The following is a 19,656-nucleotide window of genomic DNA, read 5'->3' on the forward strand; positions in this document are numbered from 1 at the left end:
GCGGCCAAAACAGCACAGACAGGTCGCATTTCCGAACCTGCTCAAGAAAGCCATCGCCGGTAAGTCCCGCGCAAGATTGTCGACCTAAACCGGGGACAAGTTAAACACGGAGAATTGTCATGCAGCCGATTCAGCTCTTCTCGCTGGCATCCCGGCAGGCCGAATGGCTTTCTGTGCGTCAAGAAGTCGTCGCCAGCAACATTGCAAATGCCAACACGCCAAAGTTCCGTGCCAAGGACATCGTTCCTTTCGACACGGAATTGCAGTCGGTCGGCATGCAGATGGCACGTACCAATGCAGCGCACATGGAACTGGCAGTTACCGGTGCTGGCAAGATCGGCCTGACGGATGCGCCTCTGGCCAATGAAATCGGCATGCAGGAATCCGGCAACTCCGTTTCCCTTTCGACCGAAATGGCGAAAACGGGCGAGATCAAGCGTCAGTATGACCTGAACACGCAGCTCGTTCGCTCCTTTCACAACATGATGTTGACCGCGGTGGGCAAATAAAAATGGATAGTCTTTCGTCTTCAATGAAGATCGCAGGCAGCGGGATGGAAGCCCAGGCAACGCGCCTGCGCATCGTCTCGGAAAATATCGCCAACTCTCGCACCACAGGCGACACCCCCGGTGCCGATCCTTATCGCCGCAAGACGATTACCTTCGCAACGGAAATGGACCGCGCCACCCAGACGAACCTCGTAGAGGTCAAGAAGCTGGGCGTCGACCGTTCCGATTTCACGCAGGAATACGATCCAGACAGCCCGGCCGCCGATGCAAAAGGCATGGTCAAGCTTCCGAACGTCAACATGCTGATCGAGATGGCCGACCTTCGCGAAGCCAACCGCAGCTATGACGCCAATCTTCAGGTCATCAAGCAGACCCGCGACCTGATCAGCTCCACCATCGACTTACTGAAGGGTTAGTGATGATCGACTCAATTAGCAGCCTGAAATCACTGACGGGCAATTCCGCAATGGACAGCATCAAAGGTGTGTCGTCCAGCCTCGGCTCGCTCGCCGAAAGCGCCGTCTCCACCGCCGCAACCGTTGCCACCGGCCCGACCTTTGCCAGCGTGCTGGGCGGCGTGGCAACCGATGCCATCGATTCCTTGAAAAAGGGTGAAGCGATGTCCTTTGCCGGCATTCAGGGCAAGGCCGACACGCGCGAAGTGGTGGATGCCGTGATGCAGGCGGACCAGACACTCAAGACCGCGGTTGCGCTGCGAGACAAGATCGTCTCGGCCTATCTCGACATCGTGAAAATGCAGATTTGACGCTGAAGGACATAAAAAATGAGAGCACTAGCCATCGCAGCGACGGGCATGGACGCCCAGCAGACAAACCTTGAGGTCATCGCGAACAACATCGCGAACATCAACACGACCGCGTTCAAGCGCGGCCGCGCCGAGTTTACCGACCTTTTGTACCAGACGGAACGCGCACAGGGCGTGATGAACCGTGCCAACCAGTCCGTGGTGCCGGAAGGCGCCAATATCGGTCTGGGTGTGCAGACATCCGCCGTGCGCAAGCTGCACATTCAGGGCGAAATTTCCCAGACCAGCAACGACCTCGACGTCGCAATCGTCGGCAAGGGCTGGCTTCAGGTCGATGGTCCCGATGGCAACACGCTCTACACACGTGCTGGCGCCCTGAACAAGGATTCGACCGGACGTCTGGTCACGATCGACGGTTACGGCGTTCAGCCCAACATCACCATTCCAACCGACGCGACGCAGGTCACGATCAGCACGGATGGTATCGTGTCGGCCCGCATCGGCACGGCTGAAACCCTGACGGAACTCGGCCAGTTGAACCTCAGCAACTTCGCCAACGAAGCGGGTCTGAAGCCACTGGGCGACAATCTGTTTTCGCAGACTGAAGCATCCGGCAATCCTGTAACGGCAACACCGCAGACCGTAGGCTTCGGTTACATCAAGCAGGGTTACCTCGAAAGCTCGAATGTCGACTCCGTCAAGGAAATCACCGACCTCATTTCCGCGCAGCGCGCCTATGAAATGAACTCCAAGGTCATCACCACCGCCGACGAGATGGCAACGATCGTCAGCCAGAACCTGAAGTAACGCAAAGGTAGGGTAACATGAAGTTTCGCCCGAAAATCGTGCCTGGCAGTCTCTGCACACCGGCGCTGGCGCTCATGGTCGGTCTGATGGCGCTTGCGCCCCAAGCCGCACTTTCGCAGCAAGGACACGCCGTTGTACCGACTGGCACCATTTTCCCCGGCGACACCATCACCCGCGAACGCGTGACGGAAGTTCTGGTGACCAACCCCAATCTCGCGCCCGGCTATGCCGAAAGCATCCAGACCGTGGTGGGCAAGGTTTCCAAACGCACACTGGTTGCCGGCCGGACCATTCAGGTCGGCGACCTTCGTGACCCCTTCGCCATCCAGCGCGGGGCCACCATCCGTATCGTCTACAGCATGGGCGGCATGAACCTCTCAGCATCCGGCACCGCAGTCGAAGACGGCATGGCAGGCGAAATCGTCCGCGTTCGTAACCGCGATACGGGCGTCACCATCAGCGGAACGGCGATGCAGGATGGAACTGTGGAGGTTTTCCAAAAATGAGTTTCCGTCAGGGCATCATCTCTGCCGCCTTGATCGTCGCCACGCTGTTCGGGTCGGCGCCAGAGGCCTATTCCGAAGCGAATGCGCGCATCAAGGATATCGCGTCCCTCCAGGCCGGTCGTGAAAACCAGTTGATCGGTTACGGCCTCGTCGTCGGTCTTCAGGGCTCGGGCGACAGCATGCGCTCATCTCCCTTCACCGAACAGTCCATGCGCGCCATGTTGCAAAATCTCGGCATTTCCATGCAGGGCAACCAGACCGGCTCCAAGAATGTCGCCGCCGTCATGGTCACGGCCAATCTTCCACCCTTTGCCAGCCCCGGCAGCAGGCTCGATGTCAATGTCAGCTCGCTCGGCGACGCATCGTCGCTGCGTGGCGGCACGTTGATCATGACGTCCATGTCCGGCGCCGATGGCCAGATCTACGCCGTCGCACAGGGCTCCGTCATCGTATCCGGTTTCAATGCCGAGGGACAGGCTGCACAGGTGACTCAGGGCGTGACGACCGCAGGGCGCGTGCCCAGCGGCGCGATCATCGAGCGCGAGCTGCCATCCCAGTTCAAGGACTCCGTCAATCTCGTGCTGCAACTGCGCAACCCGGATTTCTCGACATCGACCCGCATCGCAGACGCCATCAACGGCTATGCCCGCACGGCTTTCGGTGAACCGATTGCCGAAGCGCGTGACAGCCAGGTCGTTTTCATCCAGAAGCCCCGCACCGCAGACCTTACACGGTTGATGGCCAGCATCGAAAACCTTGCTGTCATCACCGACACACCCGCCAAGGTCGTGATCAACGAGCGCACGGGCACCATCGTGATCGGCGCCGACGTCCGCATTTCGCAGGTCGCCGTCAGCTACGGCACGCTCACCGTTCAGGTTACCGAGACGCCGCAGGTCATCCAGCCGCAGCCATTCAGCCGCGGACAGACTGCCGTGCAGCCGCAAACGGATATCTCTGTTATCGACAAGGGCGGCCCGGTTGCCGTTCTCAACGGCCCGAACCTTCGCTCGCTGGTGGCCGGTCTCAACAATATCGGCGTCAAGCCCGATGGTATCATCGCCATTCTTCAGGGCATCAAGTCAGCCGGTGCGCTGCAAGCAGAACTGGTGCTACAATGATGGCTAAATTCGCAGACATCCTCACCCCTCGCCGCACGCTGATCGCGCTGTTTCTTCTGACAGCCGCCCTTCCCTCCGCACGCGCGCAGGAACAGGTGCGCGTCACCACCGGCGACACCAGTGGGCAGGAAATTCAGCAATATTGCACCAACGTCATCGATCAGGCCCGCGACCAGCGCTATGTTCTGCAAAAGCAGGATCTGGAAAAGCTGCAAGCGGACGTGGACAACCGCATTGCCGTCATGGAAGCGCGCAAGGCCGAGTATGAAGACTGGCTGAAACGCCGCAACGACTTCATGGCGCAGGCCGACGCGAACCTCGTCAACGTCTACAAGACGATGAAGGCGGATGCCGCCGCACCGCAGCTCGCCGAGGTCAATCCCATCCTTGCGGCAGCCATCATCATGAAGCTACCGCCACGACAATCCGGCCTGATACTGGCCGAAATGGATGCCAAGAAGGCAGCCATGGTCGCCGGGATCATGTCCAGCGCGTCCGACAAAACCACATCAAGAGATCCGTCATGAACAAAGCGCTCATTCTTGTCCTTTCCGCTGCAAGCGTTCTTTCCGGTTGCTCCAGCATCACCCAGAACCAGACGCTGAAGGAAATCGGCAACGCACCCGCCATGAGCCCGATCGGCAGCGGATTGCAGTTTAGCCAGGCGCCGCAGCTTGCCTCCTATCCCAAGCAGCCATTGCGCGCGGCCAGCGGCTACTCGCTGTGGAGCGACAGCAAGGCGGCCCTGTTCAAGGATGCACGCGCCCTCAACATCGGCGACATCCTGACGGTCAACATCCAGATCAACGACAAGGCGTCGTTCGACAACGAGACCGACCGCACGAAGAAGAACAACCGTGAGACCGGCTGGAAAGCGAATGCCGAAATTCTCGGCTGGAAGCCGCAGGCGGATTCCACGCTCAGCTTCGACAACACCAGCGAGTCCAACGGCAAAGGCACCATCAGCCGTGCTGAAAAGCTGACGCTTCTGGTGGCAGCCGTCGTCACCGGCATTCTGGAAAACGGCAATCTTCTGATCAGCGGTTCGCAGGAAGTGCGCGTCAACCACGAAGTTCGCATTCTGAACGTCGCCGGTATCGTGCGTCCTCAGGACGTCAATTCCGAAAACACCATTTCCTACGAGAAGATCGCGGAAGCCCGTATTTCCTACGGTGGCCGTGGCCGCATCACGGAAATCCAGCAGCCACCGGTGGGCCAGCAGATCGCGGATATGTTCTCGCCGATCTGATCGACGCAGCGATACAAGTGCATCCGGCCCCTTGCATTCCGCAGGGGCTGTCATCCAAGACAGACGTTAGAAGCGATCATGAGCCTCACGACAACCGAACCTGCCGCACCGAAGAAGCCGTCCATCGTAGTGACGGCGGGGGCCATTGCCGTGCTCTCGCTTCTGGGTATCGGCGGTGGCTGGTTCGTGGGCAACACGCTGCTAGTTCCGGCGGCCCCGGTTGCCGCAACACCGGTGGTCCCGCCTGCTACGGAACACGCCCCGGCTGCTGCCGCAGAGGGTGGTCATGCAGCTCCTGCTGCCGGTGGCGAGCATGGCGCGGCGGGTGCTGCTGGACCCAGCCTGATCGCGCTCGATCCCATCGTCACCAATCTCGGTTACCCCACCGACAACTGGATCAGGCTCGAACTTGCGCTGCAATTCAACGGCCCCGGCGACACCGGCATGGCTCAGGATTTGCACCAGGAACTGATGGCCTACCTCAGAACCGTTTCTCTCCAGCAGCTTCAGGGCCCGCGCGGCTTTCAATATCTTAGGGATGACCTGAGAGAAATCGTTGACCTCAGATCAAAAGGGCGCGTATCCAAGGTTCTCTTCAGAACCTTTGTGATAGAATGATTCGAAAACTTTTCCTTCTGCTGGTCATAGTCCTTACACCGGGACTTGCGCTCGCCCAACAAACGCCGGCGGATTTGCTCAATCTGCCGCTTGATGGGTCTGCGGCCTCGTGGATCATTCGGACCTTCGGGCTGCTGACGGTTCTGTCCATCGCGCCCGGCATCCTCATCATGGTGACGAGCTTTCCGCGCTTCATCATCGCATTCTCCATTCTGCGTTCCGGCATGGGTCTGGGCACCACCCCATCCACCATGATCCTGACCAGCATGGCGATGTTCATGACCTTCTACGTCATGGCACCGACATTCGAGCGGTCCTGGCAGGATGGCATCCAGCCGCTTTTGCAAAACCAGATTACCGAGGCCGTGGCTATAGAGCGCGGTGCTGAGCCGTTTCGCACCTTCATGGTCGCCAATACCCGCCCCAAGGATCTTGCGCTTTTCGTGGACCTCGCAAATGAGCGCGGGCAGGAAACGATGAACGGCACCGTGCCGCAATATCGCGTCCTCATCCCCGCCTTCATGCTGTCGGAAATCCGTCGCGGCTTCGAAATCGGCTTCCTCATAATCCTCCCGTTCCTCGTCATCGACATGGTGGTCGCCACCATCACCATGGCCATGGGGATGATGATGCTGCCGCCAACCTCGATCTCGCTGCCGTTCAAGATTCTGTTCTTCGTGCTGATCGACGGCTGGAACCTGCTGGTCGGCTCGCTGGTCAGATCGTTCTACTGACGAAGCGCGCGCCACGAAACCGTGTTAGCGCCGGGCTTCCGACCTCATCTTTTTCATGATCAACCATCCAGATGAAACAAAACCGCCCGAACTGACATGACGCAGTTCGGGCGACTGAATTCGCATGGATGAAGATCGATTGATCAGTGGCCGGAACTGGCAGCACCGGCGGGCTTCGGCGGCTCGGGGTCGGTATCGACAACGATCTTCTTCGGCTTGGCATTGGGGTTTCTCGCCTCGATCTCTTCCTTCGAGATGAAATCCATCTGCTCGATGAGGACCTGCTTGACGAGCGGCTTTTCCATCCGCGCGTTGAGACCGTCCTTGATCCTTGCCTTGAAACCGTTGACGTCGAACTTATCGGCGTCCTTGACGTTCACCAGCTTGTCGCCGACCAGAAGCGTATAGAGCTCATCGGTCAGAAAGGTCGGAACCGGAACCTTGAGGTCCTTCAGCGCTTCGTCATCGACCTGAAGGCTGGCGCGCACGAGGAAGTAGCCGGACACTTTGCCATCGGCCACCACGGGCAATGTCACCGTTTCGCTTTGCACGAAATGCGGCGGCTGAACGACTTCGGCGCTCTTGTCTGCTCCACCCTTATTACCGAATGTCACGGCGGCATAAACGCCGCCGAGTGTTACGACGAGAATCCATATCCCGGTCGCGATCAGCTTGATCATTGCGCCCCACTTGCGAACTGTTGCAGCGAGTAGGTGCCGTCGTCTTCAGCACGCTTGGCAGCGGTCTTCAACAGATCGACCACGGCCTTGACGGCGAAGAGATTGGCTTCGACACGACGGGTGTTGATGGCAAGCTTTGCCTTGATGTCGAGAATCTGACGCTTGTGCGCCGCAGCGATCTTGGCACCGTCGACATCGCGCAGCAGCATGCTGAGTTCGTAGAGGCAGCGGCTCTTATGGGCGTTGGACGTCTTGAAGTCGAAATCCGGATCCTTGCCAATCCGCTGGTTCTCGTTGTCGATCACCGTTTCGAGGCGGCCGAGAATAGCCTGTGTTCTGTAGTCGTTGTTTACAATTTCCATGATATTTCAGCGCTCCGCCGCTTAGCTTTCAGTCTTGTTGGTTTCGGCTACAGAAAATGTGCGCCGCTGGAAGTCAGTCACCATGCTGACGGCAAGGCTCTTGTCGTCCTCGTTCATCTTGGTGGGTGCTTCGGCATTGCGCACCTTCTGCATGGCCTGATTATAAGCCTGCTCGGCAATGCCGATGCCGCCGCGCTTGGAAACGGCATCCGCCATCTGCTCGGCCATCATGCTTTTCCAGAAGTCACCGGCAGAACCTTTGCCGTAAACCTCTTCGCTTTCCTTCGGCATCATATTCTGAAGCATCGTGGACAGAACGCTTGCCTCGAACTTGCGATAGGTCTCAGGTATCTTTTCGTCGGACTTGACGTGGTGGATGTTGCCGACGCCCGCCTTGCCCGCTGCCGTGTCGATGCTGTTGATGGCAGACTCGAAGCCCGCATTGCTGGCCGTCAGCACCGACGCTTGACGCGCAGCACCGAGCGAACTCAGTTTTTCCCGCGCAGCGACCAGCTGTGTAGGGTCCGCCGCATTCACGACATCAAGCACGAGATCGCTTGGAGGAGAAATGGCCACGTCGTCATCCTTTCCGTTTTAATCGGATGACGATACCTGCCTAACCTTGCTGGAGGCTGGTGTCTTTCAGGCTCATCTGGAGATCGATCATCTCATAGACGCTGTTGTCTTCGCGCACGCGCTGCTCGTCGGCGCGGGCAGCATCGCGCTTGTCTTCCAGACGCTCGCCCTTTTTCGTCTCTTTCAGAACGTGCTGTTCCTGCGCCTTTTCGATCGCCTCAAGGCGCACATCACGCGACATCAGCCTGCCGTGGCGGGTGGCGTAATGCTTGAGCATCTGCTGGTGCATCGGGTCGAGCGAGGTCAGATAACCGCTCAGCGCATCGATCTTCTCGGCGATCTCGTTGCGCTCGCGGGTGGTGATGGCAAGCTCGTTTTCAGCCATCTGTTTCAGGTGCCCCTGCACCTTGACCAGACGGTTGAGCTTCTTGGATTTCGAATCGTCCATCACCGACCTCACATATTGCCAAAGACACGGAAGAAGCCGGTGACGAACTGGTTCACCAGCGCCCCGATGCCGAAGTAGAGCAGCAGCAGCCCCCCGCCCAGCGCATAGGGCGTGGAGATGAAGTAGACAGGGATCTGCGGCGCCAGCTTGTTGATCAGGCCGATCGCCACGTTGAAGAGGAAACCATAGAGAATAAACGGGCTCGCCACGCGCAAAGCCACATTCATCGAGGCGACCAGCGTGTCCGTCAGCGAGATCAGCATGCGCTGCACGCTCATGGCACCGCCCAGCGGAATGGTCACGTAGGACTCGACGATGGCGCGGAAGACGACATGGTGGAAATCGAGAATGAACAGAAGCAGCAGCACGCCGTAGGACAGCATGCTCGCCAGCTGGTTTTCCGAGGTATCTTCCAACACATCCTGAGCCGGCGGGCCGGTAAACGAGATGGCCGTGCCCATGGCCGTTGCGGCGAACTGCATTCCCAGCACATAGAGATGGGCGATCATGCCGAAGGTGGCGCCGACCATGAATTCGAAGAAAATGAATTTGAGGATCGTCACGGGATCGGACTTCACCACCGGGTAGATCGTGTCCCACAGCAATGGCAAAATCGCCATGGCGAGGGCCATGGCGAGCAGTAGGCGGATTTGCATGGGAACGCGCGCCGAGGAGAACCCCGGCATCACCATCAAGCAGGCACCGATCCGGCAAAATGCCAAAAACAATGCCACAACCGTTCCCTGCGGGTCTGAGATCATGAGATCGAGCCGAGTATCTTTATTTCCGTGCCCTTGGCGAGTTCGACGTGGGACAGCACCGGCAGCGTGCTGAAGAGTCGTTCGGTAATCATGCGCACATATGACCGGGTTTCCGGCAAGGTGACAAGTACGAATGGCAGGCCGACATCCATGTATTCACGGATTACTTTGCTGGCTTCGTTGGAGAACTCTTCCACCTGACGCGGATCGATGTCGAACTCGATGACTTCGCCCTTCGGATCGCGCTTGATGGCCTGTTGGAACACCACGTCCCACTTCGTGCCCAGTCGCAGCACGCGCAACACGCCATTGTCGGAAAGATCGCCGCAAATCTGCTGTGCCATGCGGATGCGAACGTGTTCGACGATCTGCTCCGTGCGGCGAAGATGCGGCGCAAGTTCCGCGACCGCTTCGAGAATGAGGTGAAGATTGCGGATCGACACGCGCTCGGCCAGCAGCAGCTTCAAGATGGCCTGCAGACCGGAATAGGACATATGCGAGGAGCAGATTTCGTCGGCGAGCTTCTTGTATTCCGGGTCCAGACGATCGATCAGCACCTTGACGTCCTTGTAGGACAGCAGCATCGGCAGGTTGTTGCGGATGACTTCGCTGACGTGGGTCAAAAGGGCTGAAATATTGTCGATGGGGTGGAAGCCCTCGCGCTTGAGGTCTTCCACGAAGTTTTCCAGCACCGAGACCGCTGGCATGCCGAAAGCGGGTTCGCGAACCTCGTCACCCGGCACCGAGGGCCTGCGACCCTTGCCGGTGATGACGAGAACTTCACCGACGCGCAAGGTGCTTGCGGCAACCGTCGTGCCGTGAATTCTGATCTGATAGGATTTGTCGGGAATGGCGATATCGTCAGTGACCTTGATTTCCGGCACGACGAAACCGTATTGCGTGGCAAACTTCTTGCGCATCTTGCCGACACGGAATCCCAGTTCCTGATGCGCACCCAGCAGGCGTGGCGAGACCTGCTTGCCCAGCGCCAGTTCGATTTCGGTGGTGCGCAGGGAGTTCTTGACGGTGTCCTTTTCCGCTTCCTCGGTCTTGGTCGTCTGCTGTTCTTCGGCAATGCGCTCTGCGTTCTTGGCTTCCGCCAACTGCCGGGGAATGAACCATGCGCCGAAGGCCAGCATGCCGCCCAGGAAACAGAACGGTATGAAGGGCAGGCCCGGAATGAGCGACAGAACGAACATCAGGCCTGCGGCAACGCCGAGGGCCTTTGGATATCCGCTCAACTGGTTGATGACGGCCGTGTCGGTGGAGCCCTGCGCGCCACCACGAGTGATGATCAAACCTGCGGCCAGCGAGACGATCAGCGCCGGAACCTGCGAGACGATACCATCACCGACCGACAGTTTGACGAACACGTCGGCAGCTTCACCGATCGGCATGCCGTGACGGAAAACACCGATGATGATGCCGCCGCAGATGTTGATGGCGGTGATGAGAAGGCCCGCGACCGCATCACCACGAACGAACTTGGACGCACCGTCCATCGCACCGTAGAAGGCGCTTTCTTCTTCGAGTTCGCGGCGGCGAAGCTGGGCTTCTTTTTCGTTGATGATACCGGCAGACAAGTCAGCATCGATCGACATCTGCTTGCCGGGAATGGCGTCGAGGGTGAAGCGCGCGCCGACTTCCGCGATACGCGTCGCACCCTTGGTGATGACGATGAAGTTCACCACGATGAGGATGAGGAAGACGATCAAACCGATGACGAAGTCGCCGGACATGACGAGGCTGGAGAAGCCCGCAATGACCCCACCCGCAGCACTGTGACCCTCATTGCCGTGAGACAAGATGACGCGCGTGGTCGCGATGTTGAGCGCCAGACGGATCATGGTCGAAATCAGAAGGATCGTCGGGAAGGACGAGAAGTCCAGCGGGCGCTGAATCCACAACGACACCATCAGGATAAGGACGGAAAACGCAATCGAGAACGCCAGTCCCATATCGATCATAAAGACCGGAATCGGCAGGAAGAGAATACACAGAATGGACACGATGCCGACGGCAAACCCGATGTCGCGACCGCGTGCGGCGACTTTGGGAAGGGGCAATATGCTCGAAGGCGCAGCCATTCTAACTCCATCTCTTCATGAGAACTTGTAGAAGCGTCACGGCTTTTCTCTCATGGAAAAGCCTGCCGACCCATTGGACAGAGATCGACGCCCGACATTTAAGCATCCAAGCTTGCGCGAGAGTGGATGGATTGGCGGATGCCACCTTGTGAGCAAACATACCCCTTCACCCCAAATTTAGGCTTTGGTTCACACCAATTTTGTAATATCTTATGTGAAGTTATTCGCGCGATGAGAGCGTGCACGCTGGCCATGACGTAAGGCCTAACCCTGCAAGGCTACCGATGGCGATTTCCACCTATGCAAGTTATCTGACCGTAAACCGGGATCTGAAGTCATCGCTTGCAACGGTGGCCAGTCAGTCCTCGGTGGCGAAGGACACGGCGTATTACAAGGAAAACATCGGCAAGGTCACGACGGTCGATGAGTTTCTCGGCGACTACAAGCTCTATTCCTATGCGATGAAGGCCTATGGCCTTGAAGACATGACCTACGGCAAAGCCTTCATGCGCAAGGTTCTGGAGAGCGATCTTACCGATAGCGCCAGCTTTGCCAATTCGCTAACCGACAAGCGTTATGTGCAGTTCGCCGAGGTCTTCAACTTCGCCGGTGACAAGAAGGCCGCGCAGAATTCCGCCCAGGCCACCAGCCTGACCGATGCCTACACCGCCTCGTTTGCGGCAGAAGAAAAGTCGATCAAGGATGAATCGACCTATTTCGCCAGCAAGATCGGCACGATCACCAGCGTGGATGACCTGCTTAAAAACAGCAGGCTTCAGTCCTACATGCTCGATGCGGTCGGCCTGGATTCCGAGTTCGTTTCCAAAAGCTATCTGAAACAGGTCCTGACCAGCGATCTTGATGACGAAAACAGTGTCGCCAATCAGGCGAAGAATAAGGCCTGGAAGACGCTTGCGGAAGCCTTCAACTTCAATGCCGATGGCACACTCGATAGCGGCATCACGGCCCAGACGGCAGACCAGACCGAAGATTTGAAGCTGGACTATGTCTTCAATAATTCGACATTCAATTCGAAGACTCTGTCCGATGCGAACAATCGGTATTTCGAAAAGAGCGTTGCGAAGGCGACCACCGCGACCGAACTGGTGTCAGACAGCCGTGTTCTGGCCTACGTCAAGACGGCCTTCAGTCTGAGTTCCACAATGCTGTCCAGCAGTGTCGCCAGCCTGATGTCGAGCGAGAATTTCGCGACCACTTACGGCAACACCGCGTTGCTCGACCAGTTCAATTTCCAGACCGATGGCACGCTGGCCGCTGGCGACACGGCGCAAACGGCAACGCAGACCAGTGCCGTTGCCAAACTCTACAACACGGCATTTTCCGCCAACGAATCCGCGGCACGCACCGCCGCAGTTGCCAACTACGAGGCACGGATTTCCAGCTACGAGAATATCGATGACTTCTTCGTCTCCAACAAAAAGGACGACGACCAGAAGAATAACAACGTCACCGAGGTATGGGACGTGGCGCTGAGAGCGTTCGGCATCGACCCCGATGAGGTCAGTCAGTCCGAATTGAAACGTGTTCTGACCAGCGACGTGTCTGACAAGAAAAGTTACGTCAACTCGTTGAAAGACGAGCGCTTCGTGGAGCTCAACAAGGCTTTCAACTTCACCAGCGATGGAGAATTGAAGGCACCGCTGCTGGCGCAATCCGAAAGCATGACCAACAAGCTGGCTGACGATTACAAGGCCAGCATGGTGCGAACTCTATCAGGCCAGGCCAAGCAGGCGGCGAATACGAAGGCCGAGACGGAAGTCGAGTATTACAAGGACAAGATGAAGTCCATCAAGACGGTGGACGAACTTCTGGCCGACAGCCGTTTGACGAACTTCATGCTTGTGGGCAGCGGAGTAGACCCCAAAAGTGTCGAGCCTGCCGACCTCAAGAGAATGTTCGCTTCCGATCTTTCCGATCCGAAGAGCTTCGTCAACACGCAGGAAAACAACAGGTTGGCCGAGCTTGTCAGCTCCTTCAACTTCGATGACAAGGGAAAGCTGAACGCCGATGCCTCGATCGGCGGGCAGCAACGTGGCGCCCTTCTGGAAACGACCAATCATTATTTCCAGCAGACGCTGGAAGAGCAGCAGGGCGCAAGCAATGCAGGCGTGCGGCTGGCCATGTATTTCGAGCGCGCAGCGCCCACCATTACCAGCGCCTACAGCTTCCTCAGCGACGACGCCTTGTTCCAGTTCTTCAAAACCACCTTCAGCCTGCCCAGCTCCATCGCCAACATGGACGTGACCAAACAGGCCGAGATGGTCAACAAGTTCGTTGACCTGACGCAGCTTCAAGACCCTGAATATGTGAACAAGCTTCTCAAGCGCTTCACCGCGCTCTACGATCTCCAGAACAGCAATTCGACATCGTCGTCCCTGTCGATCCTGACGAGCAATACCGGTACGTCGATCAGCGCGGACACGCTTCTGGCGGTCGCTCAGCTGTCAGCCAGATAAGCATTAAAAAAGCCCGGGACGCCATCTGGTGTCCGGGCTTCTTCCAAGCGCTTCAATGATGCTGCTGTGTGAGCTTAATAATCCTCATCACCCGGGCGGCGGTCGTCGGTTCCATCCACCTGGCTCTCGTCGTCGGCCACCGGAATGGCATAGGAACCTTTCAGCCAGCGCGACAGATCGAGCGAGCGACAGCGGTCGGAGCAGAACGGATAATCCTCACGCGTGGACGGCCGTTTGCATTCCGGGCAGGGCTGCGCCTTGCGCAGCGGCGTGACCGTGGATTTGTTGTCGTCTGTCATGGAAATCAACCCTCCTGCCAGGCGGATGCCACCTCGAAACCTTCACCTGTCAGCAGCGATACCGTTTCATACAGCGGCAAGCCGACGACATTGGTGTAGGAGCCGGTCAGCTTCTGCACGAAGCAGCTGGCAATGCCCTGAATGCCATAGGCGCCCGCCTTGCCGCGCCATTGGCCCGAGGCGATGTAGTTTTCGATCTCGTGCTGGGAAAGTCGCTTGAAGCGCACCTTGGTCTCGACGACCTTCTGGCGCACCTTGCCGCCGGGGGTAATCAGGCAGACGCCCGTATAGACCCAGTGGCTGCGGCCCGACAGAAGATGAAGTGCGGCAGACGCGTCTTCGATATATTCCGCCTTGCCGACGATGCGACGACCGACGGCAACCACGGTGTCGGAGCCGAGCACATAGGCACCCTTCCAGGCAAGCTCACCCTTCACAGCCTTATAGGCGGCGTCGGCCTTTGCCATGGAAAGCCTGCGGCAAAGCGTGCGCGGATGCTCCAGTCGTGCGGGTGTCTCGTCGATATCCATCGGCATCAGACGTGCAGGCTCGATGCCCACCTGATGCAAAAGCTCAAGACGGCGTGGCGACCCGGAAGCCAGAATCAGCTTTTGTTTTGCGTCTGTCATGCTCTGCCAGTCGTCCGATCAGCCGGTCGATTACTTGAAACGATAGGTGATGCGACCCTTGGTCAGGTCGTATGGCGTCATTTCGACAAGCACCTTGTCGCCCGCCAGAACGCGGATACGGTTCTTGCGCATGCGGCCAGCCGTGTGGGCAATGATTTCGTGTTCGTTTTCCAGCTTCACGCGGAACGTGGCATTCGGCAAAAGTTCGGTAACGACGCCCGGAAACTCGAGGACTTCTTCTTTGGTCATATAGGGTTTTTCTTCCTGTTGATATTACCGGGCTGAACAGTCCGGGAAAATTGCGCGGAAACTACACAATCGCCGCACATTTGTGAACCTAAATTGTCAATCGTTTTAAAGTGTCTCGGAAAATGGCCTGGCGCGTTGCGGAAGGCGCTCCGAAATCAGCTTTTTCAGGTGCTCCCGCACCTCACGGTAAGCTTCCAGTATCTGCTCTCGCGTGCCCGTGGCCACCGTTGGGTCCATGGTGGGCCAGTAGACGACATCGAGCGCGTTGGACCGCGTCAGTTCCAGTGCGGCGTGGTGCGCCTCCGGGGTCAGTGTGATGATGAGGTCGAAGAAGTCGTCCTCGATCTCGTCCAGCGTGCGTGGCTTGTGCTTTCCAAGCGTCAGCCCCGCCTCATCCAGTACCGCATCCACGAAAGTGTCGCGCTCACCTGCGCGCACGCCAGCCGACTGGATGTAGATACCCGGTGCAATCACCTGTTTTGCAATGACTTCGGCCATGGGAGAGCGGATGGAATTCATGCCGCACATGAACAATATGGCGCGCGGCGCCTTGTCTTTCAAGTCGACAGCCGCCGGGTCCTGCATCTCTAGCCCCGCCAATACAGCACACACACCAGCGTAAACAAACGCCGCGCAGTATCGAAATCCACCTTTATCTTGCCCGACAGACGGTCCATCAATGTCTGCGAGCCATCATTGTGAATACCGCGCCTGCCCATGTCGATGGCTTCGATCTGGCTTGGCGTGGAGGACCGGATGGCTTCATAATAGCTTTCGCAGATCATGAAATAGTCTTTGATGATGCGGCGAAACGGCGTGAGCGACAGGATATGGGTCGCAACGGCCTCATCGCTCTCGGTCTTGATCGTAAAGACGAGCTTTGCATCCACCAGCGAAATATTCAGCCGATAGGGACCGCCCGAATGGCCCACGGGCTCGAACGAGTTTTCCTCGATGAGGTCGAAGATGGCAACGGCACGTTCATGCTCCACGTCAGGCGTGGACCGGCCGATGCTCTCGTCCAGAACCACATCGCAGAGCCTGAAATCCCCTGCCCCCATGTCTCACCCTTCCAGATTGAGACGAATGGCGACGGAGCGCGCATGCGCATCCAGCCCTTCGGAATGGGCGAGCGTAATCGCAGCCGGAGCCAGTTGCCGCAACTGCTCCGCGCCCAGCCGCAGGATCGACGTGCGCTTGACGAAATCCAGAACCGACAGGCCAGACGAGAAACGGGCAGACCGCGCCGTTGGCAGAACATGGTTAGAGCCGCCGACATAATCACCGATCACTTCAGGCGTATGGCGACCGACGAAGATCGCACCTGCATTTCGGATGCCAGCCATCAGGGCGTCGGGTTCATCGACCGCCAGTTCCAGATGTTCGGCAGCGATGCGGTTGGCCAAGGGGACAGATTTCGCAAGATCATCCACCAGGATGATTGCGCCGAAATCGCGCCAGCTGGCGGTCGCCGTCTTTTCGCGTGACAGCAGCTTCAACTGTCTTTCCACTGCCTGCTCCACCGCTTTGCCCAACTCGGCATCGTCGGTGATCAAAATGGACTGTGCACCCTCGTCATGCTCGGCCTGCGCAAGCAAGTCGGCGGCCAGCCATTCAGGATTGTTGTTCTTGTCGGCAATGACAAGCACTTCGGATGGTCCGGCGATCATGTCGATGCCGACAGCGCCGAAAACATGCCGCTTGGCGGCTGCGACATAGGCATTGCCGGGGCCGACGATCTTGGCAACAGGCGCAATGCTGCTCGTGCCATAGGCCAGAGCGGCAACCGCCTGCGCACCACCGATGCGGTAGATTTCTTCCACGCCCGCAATGCGCGCCGCCGCCAGAACCGCCGGGTTGATGACACCACCATTCGCCGGCACCACCATGACCACACGCTCGACGCCCGCGACTTTGGCCGGAACCGCATTCATCAGCACCGAGCTTGGATAACTCGCCGTGCCGCCCGGCACATAAAGCCCGACCGCCTCGATCGCCGTCCAGCGGGACCCCAGGCCCACGCCGATATCGTCTTCGTAGATGTCGTCTTTCGGCATCTGCCGAGCGTGGTGCTTTTCGATGCGCTCGGCTGCGAGCTTCAATGCATCCAGAACGGCGGGATCGACCTGTGCAATGGCCTCGTCTATTTCCTGCGCGGTAACCCGCATGGAAATCTTGGAGAAATCCAGCTTGTCGAACTTCAAAGAGTAATGGGCTAGCGCTTCATCGCCCCGGCTGCGGACATCGTCGATAATCTCGCGCACGACAGCATTGACGTCTTCGGACACTTCTCTCTTGGTCGTCAAAAACGCTGCGAAAGCCTGTTCGAAATCCTGAGACGCCTGCTCCAGCCAGATTGCCACGTAACCTACCCTCTTGCGGCCCCGTCCAATGGGCGGGGCAAAATGCTTGTCCTGCATGCTGACGCATGCGCTCTTGGGTATGTGGCATAAATTAAAACAGGCGGGCAAGGCAATTCCTGTCCGCTTGGATGATAAGAAATGGATTGGTTCAGTCTTCCGGGTGGTGCGGCTTGGACGCCGTTTCCCAACCACCGCTAACATCGGCCAATTGCGCCTCGATGCATTCCACATCAAGCGCTATCGCGCCACCGCCGGAAAGCGTCAATTCCACCGTCCCGTCAGGTCCTTCACCGTTCTGGCTGAACTGCACCGCCAGCAGCGAATGTACTTCTTCGCGGTTGTCGCGGTTGAACCCGTTGGACCGGACATTGCCGACCCGCTTCAGCGCCAGCACGCTACGGCAGCGTTCCGGCGCTTGACCCTTTTTGGCCACGCTTTCCCACACGAAACGGTTGGCGGAGAGAAGAAACTGACCGTGCTTGCGGTCGAAGGACACGTCTTTCAGCTTGAAGACGCTGTCCTGCATGTGCGTCGAAATAACGGAGAGGTCTTCCCCATCCAGCGCCATCAATTTAAGGCCACTCATCGTGTCTATGCCCTCCTTGCGCGGAGTCCTCTGCACAAGAGGGCCGCCTATATCCAAATATGACTTGGAGATAGGCAGTCGAGGCCCGATCTGCAACCAGCGGGCCTCGATGAAAGGACAGTATTAGTCGCTGACGCGCTCGACCTGCGCGCCGCAGCGGTTGAGCTTTTCTTCCAGCCGCTCGAAGCCACGGTCAAGGTGGTAGACGCGCGACACCATCGTCTCGCCTTCCGCAACCAGACCGGCAATGACCAGCGATACCGAGGCGCGTAAATCTGTTGCCATGACCGGTGCACCCTTGAGGCGAGATACGCCTTCGATGCGGGCCATCTGACCAGAGAGAGAAATCTTCGCGCCCAGACGCGCCAGTTCCTGCACATGCATGAAGCGGTTTTCGAAAATCGTCTCGGTAATATGCGAAACACCCTGCGCCATCGTCATCAGCGCCATGAACTGCGCCTGAAGGTCTGTCGGGAAACCGGGGAACGGCTCCGTCACCACATCCACGGGGTGGATGCCATTGCCATTGCGCACCACGCGCAAGCCGGACTCCGTTTCCGTGATGGTCGCACCGGCAAGCTTCAGCGTGTCGAGCGCATTGTCGAGCAGCGACGCGCGCGTGCCTTCCAAGAGAACATCGCCACCCGTCATGGCAACCGCCATGGCATAGGTGCCGGTTTCAATACGGTCGGGCAGCACGCGGTGGCGGGCGCCGGACAGCGAGGTGACACCTTCGATGGTGATGGTGGAGGTCCCGGCACCTTCGATTTTCGCACCCATGGCCTTGAGGCAATCGGCAAGATCGACCACTTCAGGCTCACGAGCCGCGTTGTGAATGACCGTGGTCCCGCGTGCCAGCGATGCCGCCATCAACATTACATGCGTTGCGCCGACCGAGACTTTCGGGAATGTGTAGGTCGCGCCGATAAGACCGCCTGATGGAGCCGTCGCATTGATATAGCCGCCGTCGATTTCCATCTTGGCACCAAGTGCCTCGAGGCCTTCGATAAACAGATCCACCGGGCGGGTGCCGATGGCGCAGCCGCCGGGCAGGGAGACACGTGCTTGGCCGTTACGCGCCAGAAGCGGGCCGATAACCCAGAAGCTTGCGCGCATCTTCGACACGAGCTCATAGGGAGCCGTGGTGTCTACGATGGTGCGGCAGGTGAAATGCACGGTGCGGGAATAGCCCTCGCCCTGGCTTTCGCGACGGCCATTGACCGAAATATCGACACCGTGGTTGCCCAGAATGCGGATGAGCTGCTCGACGTCTGCCAGATGCGGCACGTTTTCCAGCGTCAGCGTATCGCTCGTCATCAATGACGCAATCATCAGAGGCAAAGCCGCGTTCTTTGCGCCTGAAATGGGGATAATGCCGTTGAGTTCGTTCCCGCCGGTTATTCTGATGCGATCCATACGTCCCTACGGGCATTGCGCCCGCCTTTCCTGAGTGCTTGCAACGAACGAGCGTTCGTTCGAGATATCTAGCTGAAATGGCTTTAGCGGCGGGTCTGCCGCGTGATCCCTTGGATTATGCAGTAGAGGAAACGCAATTCCATTTCAAATTTCTGATGCATATTTCTTGTCAGCACGATTCGTCCGTTTTTGCGGCAGGCAGACCGATTGTCTCATCCGCTTCGCCTGCCCGGCGCGCCCGCGCTTGGCTTTTGCGGCGCGCAAGGTTTTCGCGCAGCTTCTTCGCCGCCCGCGCCTTGCGCTCAGCCTCCTGCCGCTTCGCTCGGTCGCCGGGACCGTTCCGGCCGGAAGGCACCGCCGCATTATCCGCTAAAACATCGTGATCCTTATCCATATCCGCATCCCTAGCCGAA

The 19,656-nt window shown here is 58.2% G+C and carries 25 protein-coding genes and 1 pseudogene; 11 read left to right on the forward strand and 15 right to left on the reverse strand.

Annotated features, from left to right (window positions below):
- Positions 1-119 precede the first annotated feature (119 nt).
- The 10 genes and pseudogenes from flgB (at position 120) to fliP (ending at position 6,310) form a co-directional block, all read left to right on the forward strand.
- Positions 120-509, forward strand: coding sequence for a flagellar basal body rod protein FlgB (gene flgB, locus QRN55_RS13275; protein WP_111840883.1), 390 nt, complete (start codon positions 120-122; stop codon positions 507-509).
- Positions 510-511: 2 nt separating this feature from the next.
- A complete protein-coding gene (flgC, locus tag QRN55_RS13280) occupies positions 512-925 on the forward strand; it encodes a flagellar basal body rod protein FlgC (RefSeq protein ID WP_111840882.1) in 414 nt (137 codons plus the stop codon).
- Positions 926-927: 2 nt separating this feature from the next.
- Entirely contained in the window at positions 928-1,275 is a 348-nt protein-coding gene (fliE, locus tag QRN55_RS13285; RefSeq protein WP_111840881.1) for a flagellar hook-basal body complex protein FliE, read from the forward strand.
- A gap of 18 nt (positions 1,276-1,293) precedes the next feature.
- Positions 1,294-2,082, forward strand: coding sequence for a flagellar basal-body rod protein FlgG (gene flgG / locus QRN55_RS13290; RefSeq protein WP_111840880.1), 789 nt, complete (start codon positions 1,294-1,296; stop codon positions 2,080-2,082).
- A gap of 17 nt (positions 2,083-2,099) precedes the next feature.
- On the forward strand, positions 2,100-2,588 hold the full coding sequence (gene flgA / locus QRN55_RS13295) for a flagellar basal body P-ring formation chaperone FlgA (RefSeq protein WP_284777030.1): 489 nt from the start codon (positions 2,100-2,102) through the stop codon (positions 2,586-2,588).
- An 83-nt stretch (positions 2,589-2,671) separates the two neighbouring features.
- Positions 2,672-3,709, forward strand: a pseudogene (locus tag QRN55_RS13300) (flagellar basal body P-ring protein FlgI); the annotation flags it as partial.
- Positions 3,709-4,236 carry a MotE family protein gene (locus QRN55_RS13305; protein ID WP_284777032.1) on the forward strand — a complete coding sequence of 176 codons (528 nt, stop codon included), beginning with the start codon at positions 3,709-3,711 and terminating at the stop codon, positions 4,234-4,236. The pseudogene QRN55_RS13300 and the gene QRN55_RS13305, both read left to right, overlap by 1 nt.
- A complete protein-coding gene (gene flgH / locus QRN55_RS13310) occupies positions 4,233-4,958 on the forward strand; it encodes a flagellar basal body L-ring protein FlgH (protein WP_111840876.1) in 726 nt (241 codons plus the stop codon). Before QRN55_RS13305 ends, flgH begins: the two co-directional genes overlap by 4 nt.
- 78 nt (positions 4,959-5,036) lie before the next feature.
- Entirely contained in the window at positions 5,037-5,576 is a 540-nt protein-coding gene (locus QRN55_RS13315; protein WP_284777033.1) for a flagellar basal body-associated FliL family protein, read from the forward strand.
- Positions 5,573-6,310 (forward strand): flagellar type III secretion system pore protein FliP, encoded by a 738-nt coding sequence (gene fliP / locus QRN55_RS13320; RefSeq protein ID WP_111840874.1) that lies wholly within the window; start codon positions 5,573-5,575, stop codon positions 6,308-6,310. Before QRN55_RS13315 ends, fliP begins: the two co-directional genes overlap by 4 nt.
- A 143-nt stretch (positions 6,311-6,453) precedes the next feature.
- Here the strand turns inward: fliP and QRN55_RS13325 are convergent, their stop codons facing one another.
- From QRN55_RS13325 to flhA, 6 genes are read right to left on the reverse strand one after another with little or no spacing between them, the layout of a single operon-like run.
- Positions 6,454-6,990 carry a hypothetical protein gene (locus QRN55_RS13325; protein WP_112498874.1) on the reverse strand — a complete coding sequence of 179 codons (537 nt, stop codon included), beginning with the start codon at positions 6,988-6,990 and terminating at the stop codon, positions 6,454-6,456.
- A complete protein-coding gene (locus QRN55_RS13330) occupies positions 6,987-7,352 on the reverse strand; it encodes a hypothetical protein (protein ID WP_111840872.1) in 366 nt (121 codons plus the stop codon). Before QRN55_RS13330 ends, QRN55_RS13325 begins: the two co-directional genes overlap by 4 nt.
- 21 nt (positions 7,353-7,373) lie before the next feature.
- On the reverse strand, positions 7,374-7,928 hold the full coding sequence (locus QRN55_RS13335) for a rod-binding protein (RefSeq protein ID WP_112498875.1): 555 nt from the start codon (positions 7,926-7,928) through the stop codon (positions 7,374-7,376).
- Positions 7,929-7,968: 40 nt separating this feature from the next.
- Entirely contained in the window at positions 7,969-8,376 is a 408-nt protein-coding gene (locus tag QRN55_RS13340; RefSeq protein WP_111840870.1) for a hypothetical protein, read from the reverse strand.
- A gap of 8 nt (positions 8,377-8,384) precedes the next feature.
- Positions 8,385-9,137 (reverse strand): flagellar biosynthetic protein FliR, encoded by a 753-nt coding sequence (gene fliR / locus QRN55_RS13345; protein ID WP_284777034.1) that lies wholly within the window; start codon positions 9,135-9,137, stop codon positions 8,385-8,387.
- A complete protein-coding gene (gene flhA, locus QRN55_RS13350) occupies positions 9,134-11,224 on the reverse strand; it encodes a flagellar biosynthesis protein FlhA (RefSeq protein WP_233122550.1) in 2,091 nt (696 codons plus the stop codon). Before flhA ends, fliR begins: the two co-directional genes overlap by 4 nt.
- 284 nt (positions 11,225-11,508) lie before the next feature.
- On the opposite strand from flhA, the gene QRN55_RS13355 reads away from it, so the two are divergent.
- Positions 11,509-13,701 (forward strand): DUF1217 domain-containing protein, encoded by a 2,193-nt coding sequence (locus QRN55_RS13355; protein ID WP_284777035.1) that lies wholly within the window; start codon positions 11,509-11,511, stop codon positions 13,699-13,701.
- 74 nt (positions 13,702-13,775) lie between these two features.
- On the opposite strand, the gene yacG is transcribed toward QRN55_RS13355, so the two are convergent.
- The 9 genes from yacG to QRN55_RS13400 form a co-directional block, all read right to left on the reverse strand.
- The gene (yacG, locus tag QRN55_RS13360) at positions 13,776-14,000 is read right to left on the reverse strand and encodes a DNA gyrase inhibitor YacG (RefSeq protein ID WP_111840866.1); all 225 of its coding nucleotides are present in this window, start codon (positions 13,998-14,000) and stop codon (positions 13,776-13,778) included.
- Between the two features lie 5 nt (positions 14,001-14,005).
- Positions 14,006-14,629 (reverse strand): Maf-like protein, encoded by a 624-nt coding sequence (locus tag QRN55_RS13365; RefSeq protein ID WP_111840865.1) that lies wholly within the window; start codon positions 14,627-14,629, stop codon positions 14,006-14,008.
- A gap of 30 nt (positions 14,630-14,659) precedes the next feature.
- Positions 14,660-14,878, reverse strand: a complete 219-nt coding sequence (gene infA, locus QRN55_RS13370) for a translation initiation factor IF-1 (protein WP_027673809.1) — start codon at positions 14,876-14,878, stop codon at positions 14,660-14,662.
- Between the two features lie 105 nt (positions 14,879-14,983).
- Positions 14,984-15,463: an arsenate-mycothiol transferase ArsC gene (locus tag QRN55_RS13375; protein WP_284777037.1), complete on the reverse strand. Its 480-nt coding sequence runs from the start codon at positions 15,461-15,463 to the stop codon at positions 14,984-14,986.
- Between the two features lie 2 nt (positions 15,464-15,465).
- Complete coding sequence (locus tag QRN55_RS13380) at positions 15,466-15,939, reverse strand: UPF0262 family protein (protein WP_284777038.1); 474 nt, start codon at positions 15,937-15,939, stop codon at positions 15,466-15,468.
- 3 nt (positions 15,940-15,942) lie between these two features.
- Positions 15,943-17,241, reverse strand: coding sequence for a histidinol dehydrogenase (gene hisD / locus QRN55_RS13385; RefSeq protein ID WP_284777039.1), 1,299 nt, complete (start codon positions 17,239-17,241; stop codon positions 15,943-15,945).
- A 148-nt stretch (positions 17,242-17,389) separates the two neighbouring features.
- Positions 17,390-17,827, reverse strand: coding sequence for a DUF2948 family protein (locus QRN55_RS13390; RefSeq protein ID WP_284777040.1), 438 nt, complete (start codon positions 17,825-17,827; stop codon positions 17,390-17,392).
- Positions 17,828-17,950: 123 nt separating this feature from the next.
- Positions 17,951-19,243: a UDP-N-acetylglucosamine 1-carboxyvinyltransferase gene (gene murA, locus QRN55_RS13395; protein ID WP_111840861.1), complete on the reverse strand. Its 1,293-nt coding sequence runs from the start codon at positions 19,241-19,243 to the stop codon at positions 17,951-17,953.
- Positions 19,244-19,412: 169 nt separating this feature from the next.
- A complete protein-coding gene (locus tag QRN55_RS13400) occupies positions 19,413-19,637 on the reverse strand; it encodes a hypothetical protein (RefSeq protein WP_284777041.1) in 225 nt (74 codons plus the stop codon).
- Positions 19,638-19,656 lie beyond the last annotated feature (19 nt).

The sequence above is a fragment of the Agrobacterium sp. lyk4-40-TYG-31 genome (genome assembly GCF_030209855.1).
GTDB classification, from domain to species: domain Bacteria; phylum Pseudomonadota; class Alphaproteobacteria; order Rhizobiales; family Rhizobiaceae; genus Agrobacterium; species Agrobacterium vaccinii.

What these genes read in the sequence shown, in the direction of transcription:
- QRN55_RS13305 (WP_284777032.1), top strand. Translation starts at nt 3,709, where the DNA reads ATGGCTAAATTCGCAGACATCCTCACCCCTCGCCGCACGCTGATCGCG.
- QRN55_RS13390 (WP_284777040.1), bottom strand. Translation starts at nt 17,827, where the DNA reads ATGAGTGGCCTTAAATTGATGGCGCTGGATGGGGAAGACCTCTCCGTT.
- QRN55_RS13355 (WP_284777035.1), top strand. Translation starts at nt 11,509, where the DNA reads ATGGCGATTTCCACCTATGCAAGTTATCTGACCGTAAACCGGGATCTG.
- flgB (WP_111840883.1), top strand. Translation starts at nt 120, where the DNA reads ATGCAGCCGATTCAGCTCTTCTCGCTGGCATCCCGGCAGGCCGAATGG.
- flgC (WP_111840882.1), top strand. Translation starts at nt 512, where the DNA reads ATGGATAGTCTTTCGTCTTCAATGAAGATCGCAGGCAGCGGGATGGAA.
- flhA (WP_233122550.1), bottom strand. Translation starts at nt 11,224, where the DNA reads ATGGCTGCGCCTTCGAGCATATTGCCCCTTCCCAAAGTCGCCGCACGC.
- QRN55_RS13380 (WP_284777038.1), bottom strand. Translation starts at nt 15,939, where the DNA reads ATGGGGGCAGGGGATTTCAGGCTCTGCGATGTGGTTCTGGACGAGAGC.
- flgG (WP_111840880.1), top strand. Translation starts at nt 1,294, where the DNA reads ATGAGAGCACTAGCCATCGCAGCGACGGGCATGGACGCCCAGCAGACA.
- QRN55_RS13400 (WP_284777041.1), bottom strand. Translation starts at nt 19,637, where the DNA reads ATGGATAAGGATCACGATGTTTTAGCGGATAATGCGGCGGTGCCTTCC.
- QRN55_RS13330 (WP_111840872.1), bottom strand. Translation starts at nt 7,352, where the DNA reads ATGGAAATTGTAAACAACGACTACAGAACACAGGCTATTCTCGGCCGC.
- murA (WP_111840861.1), bottom strand. Translation starts at nt 19,243, where the DNA reads ATGGATCGCATCAGAATAACCGGCGGGAACGAACTCAACGGCATTATC.
- fliR (WP_284777034.1), bottom strand. Translation starts at nt 9,137, where the DNA reads ATGATCTCAGACCCGCAGGGAACGGTTGTGGCATTGTTTTTGGCATTT.
- QRN55_RS13375 (WP_284777037.1), bottom strand. Translation starts at nt 15,463, where the DNA reads ATGCAGGACCCGGCGGCTGTCGACTTGAAAGACAAGGCGCCGCGCGCC.
- fliP (WP_111840874.1), top strand. Translation starts at nt 5,573, where the DNA reads ATGATTCGAAAACTTTTCCTTCTGCTGGTCATAGTCCTTACACCGGGA.
- infA (WP_027673809.1), bottom strand. Translation starts at nt 14,878, where the DNA reads ATGACCAAAGAAGAAGTCCTCGAGTTTCCGGGCGTCGTTACCGAACTT.
- flgH (WP_111840876.1), top strand. Translation starts at nt 4,233, where the DNA reads ATGAACAAAGCGCTCATTCTTGTCCTTTCCGCTGCAAGCGTTCTTTCC.
- QRN55_RS13315 (WP_284777033.1), top strand. Translation starts at nt 5,037, where the DNA reads ATGAGCCTCACGACAACCGAACCTGCCGCACCGAAGAAGCCGTCCATC.
- QRN55_RS13365 (WP_111840865.1), bottom strand. Translation starts at nt 14,629, where the DNA reads ATGACAGACGCAAAACAAAAGCTGATTCTGGCTTCCGGGTCGCCACGC.
- fliE (WP_111840881.1), top strand. Translation starts at nt 928, where the DNA reads ATGATCGACTCAATTAGCAGCCTGAAATCACTGACGGGCAATTCCGCA.
- QRN55_RS13340 (WP_111840870.1), bottom strand. Translation starts at nt 8,376, where the DNA reads ATGGACGATTCGAAATCCAAGAAGCTCAACCGTCTGGTCAAGGTGCAG.
- flgA (WP_284777030.1), top strand. Translation starts at nt 2,100, where the DNA reads ATGAAGTTTCGCCCGAAAATCGTGCCTGGCAGTCTCTGCACACCGGCG.
- QRN55_RS13325 (WP_112498874.1), bottom strand. Translation starts at nt 6,990, where the DNA reads ATGATCAAGCTGATCGCGACCGGGATATGGATTCTCGTCGTAACACTC.
- yacG (WP_111840866.1), bottom strand. Translation starts at nt 14,000, where the DNA reads ATGACAGACGACAACAAATCCACGGTCACGCCGCTGCGCAAGGCGCAG.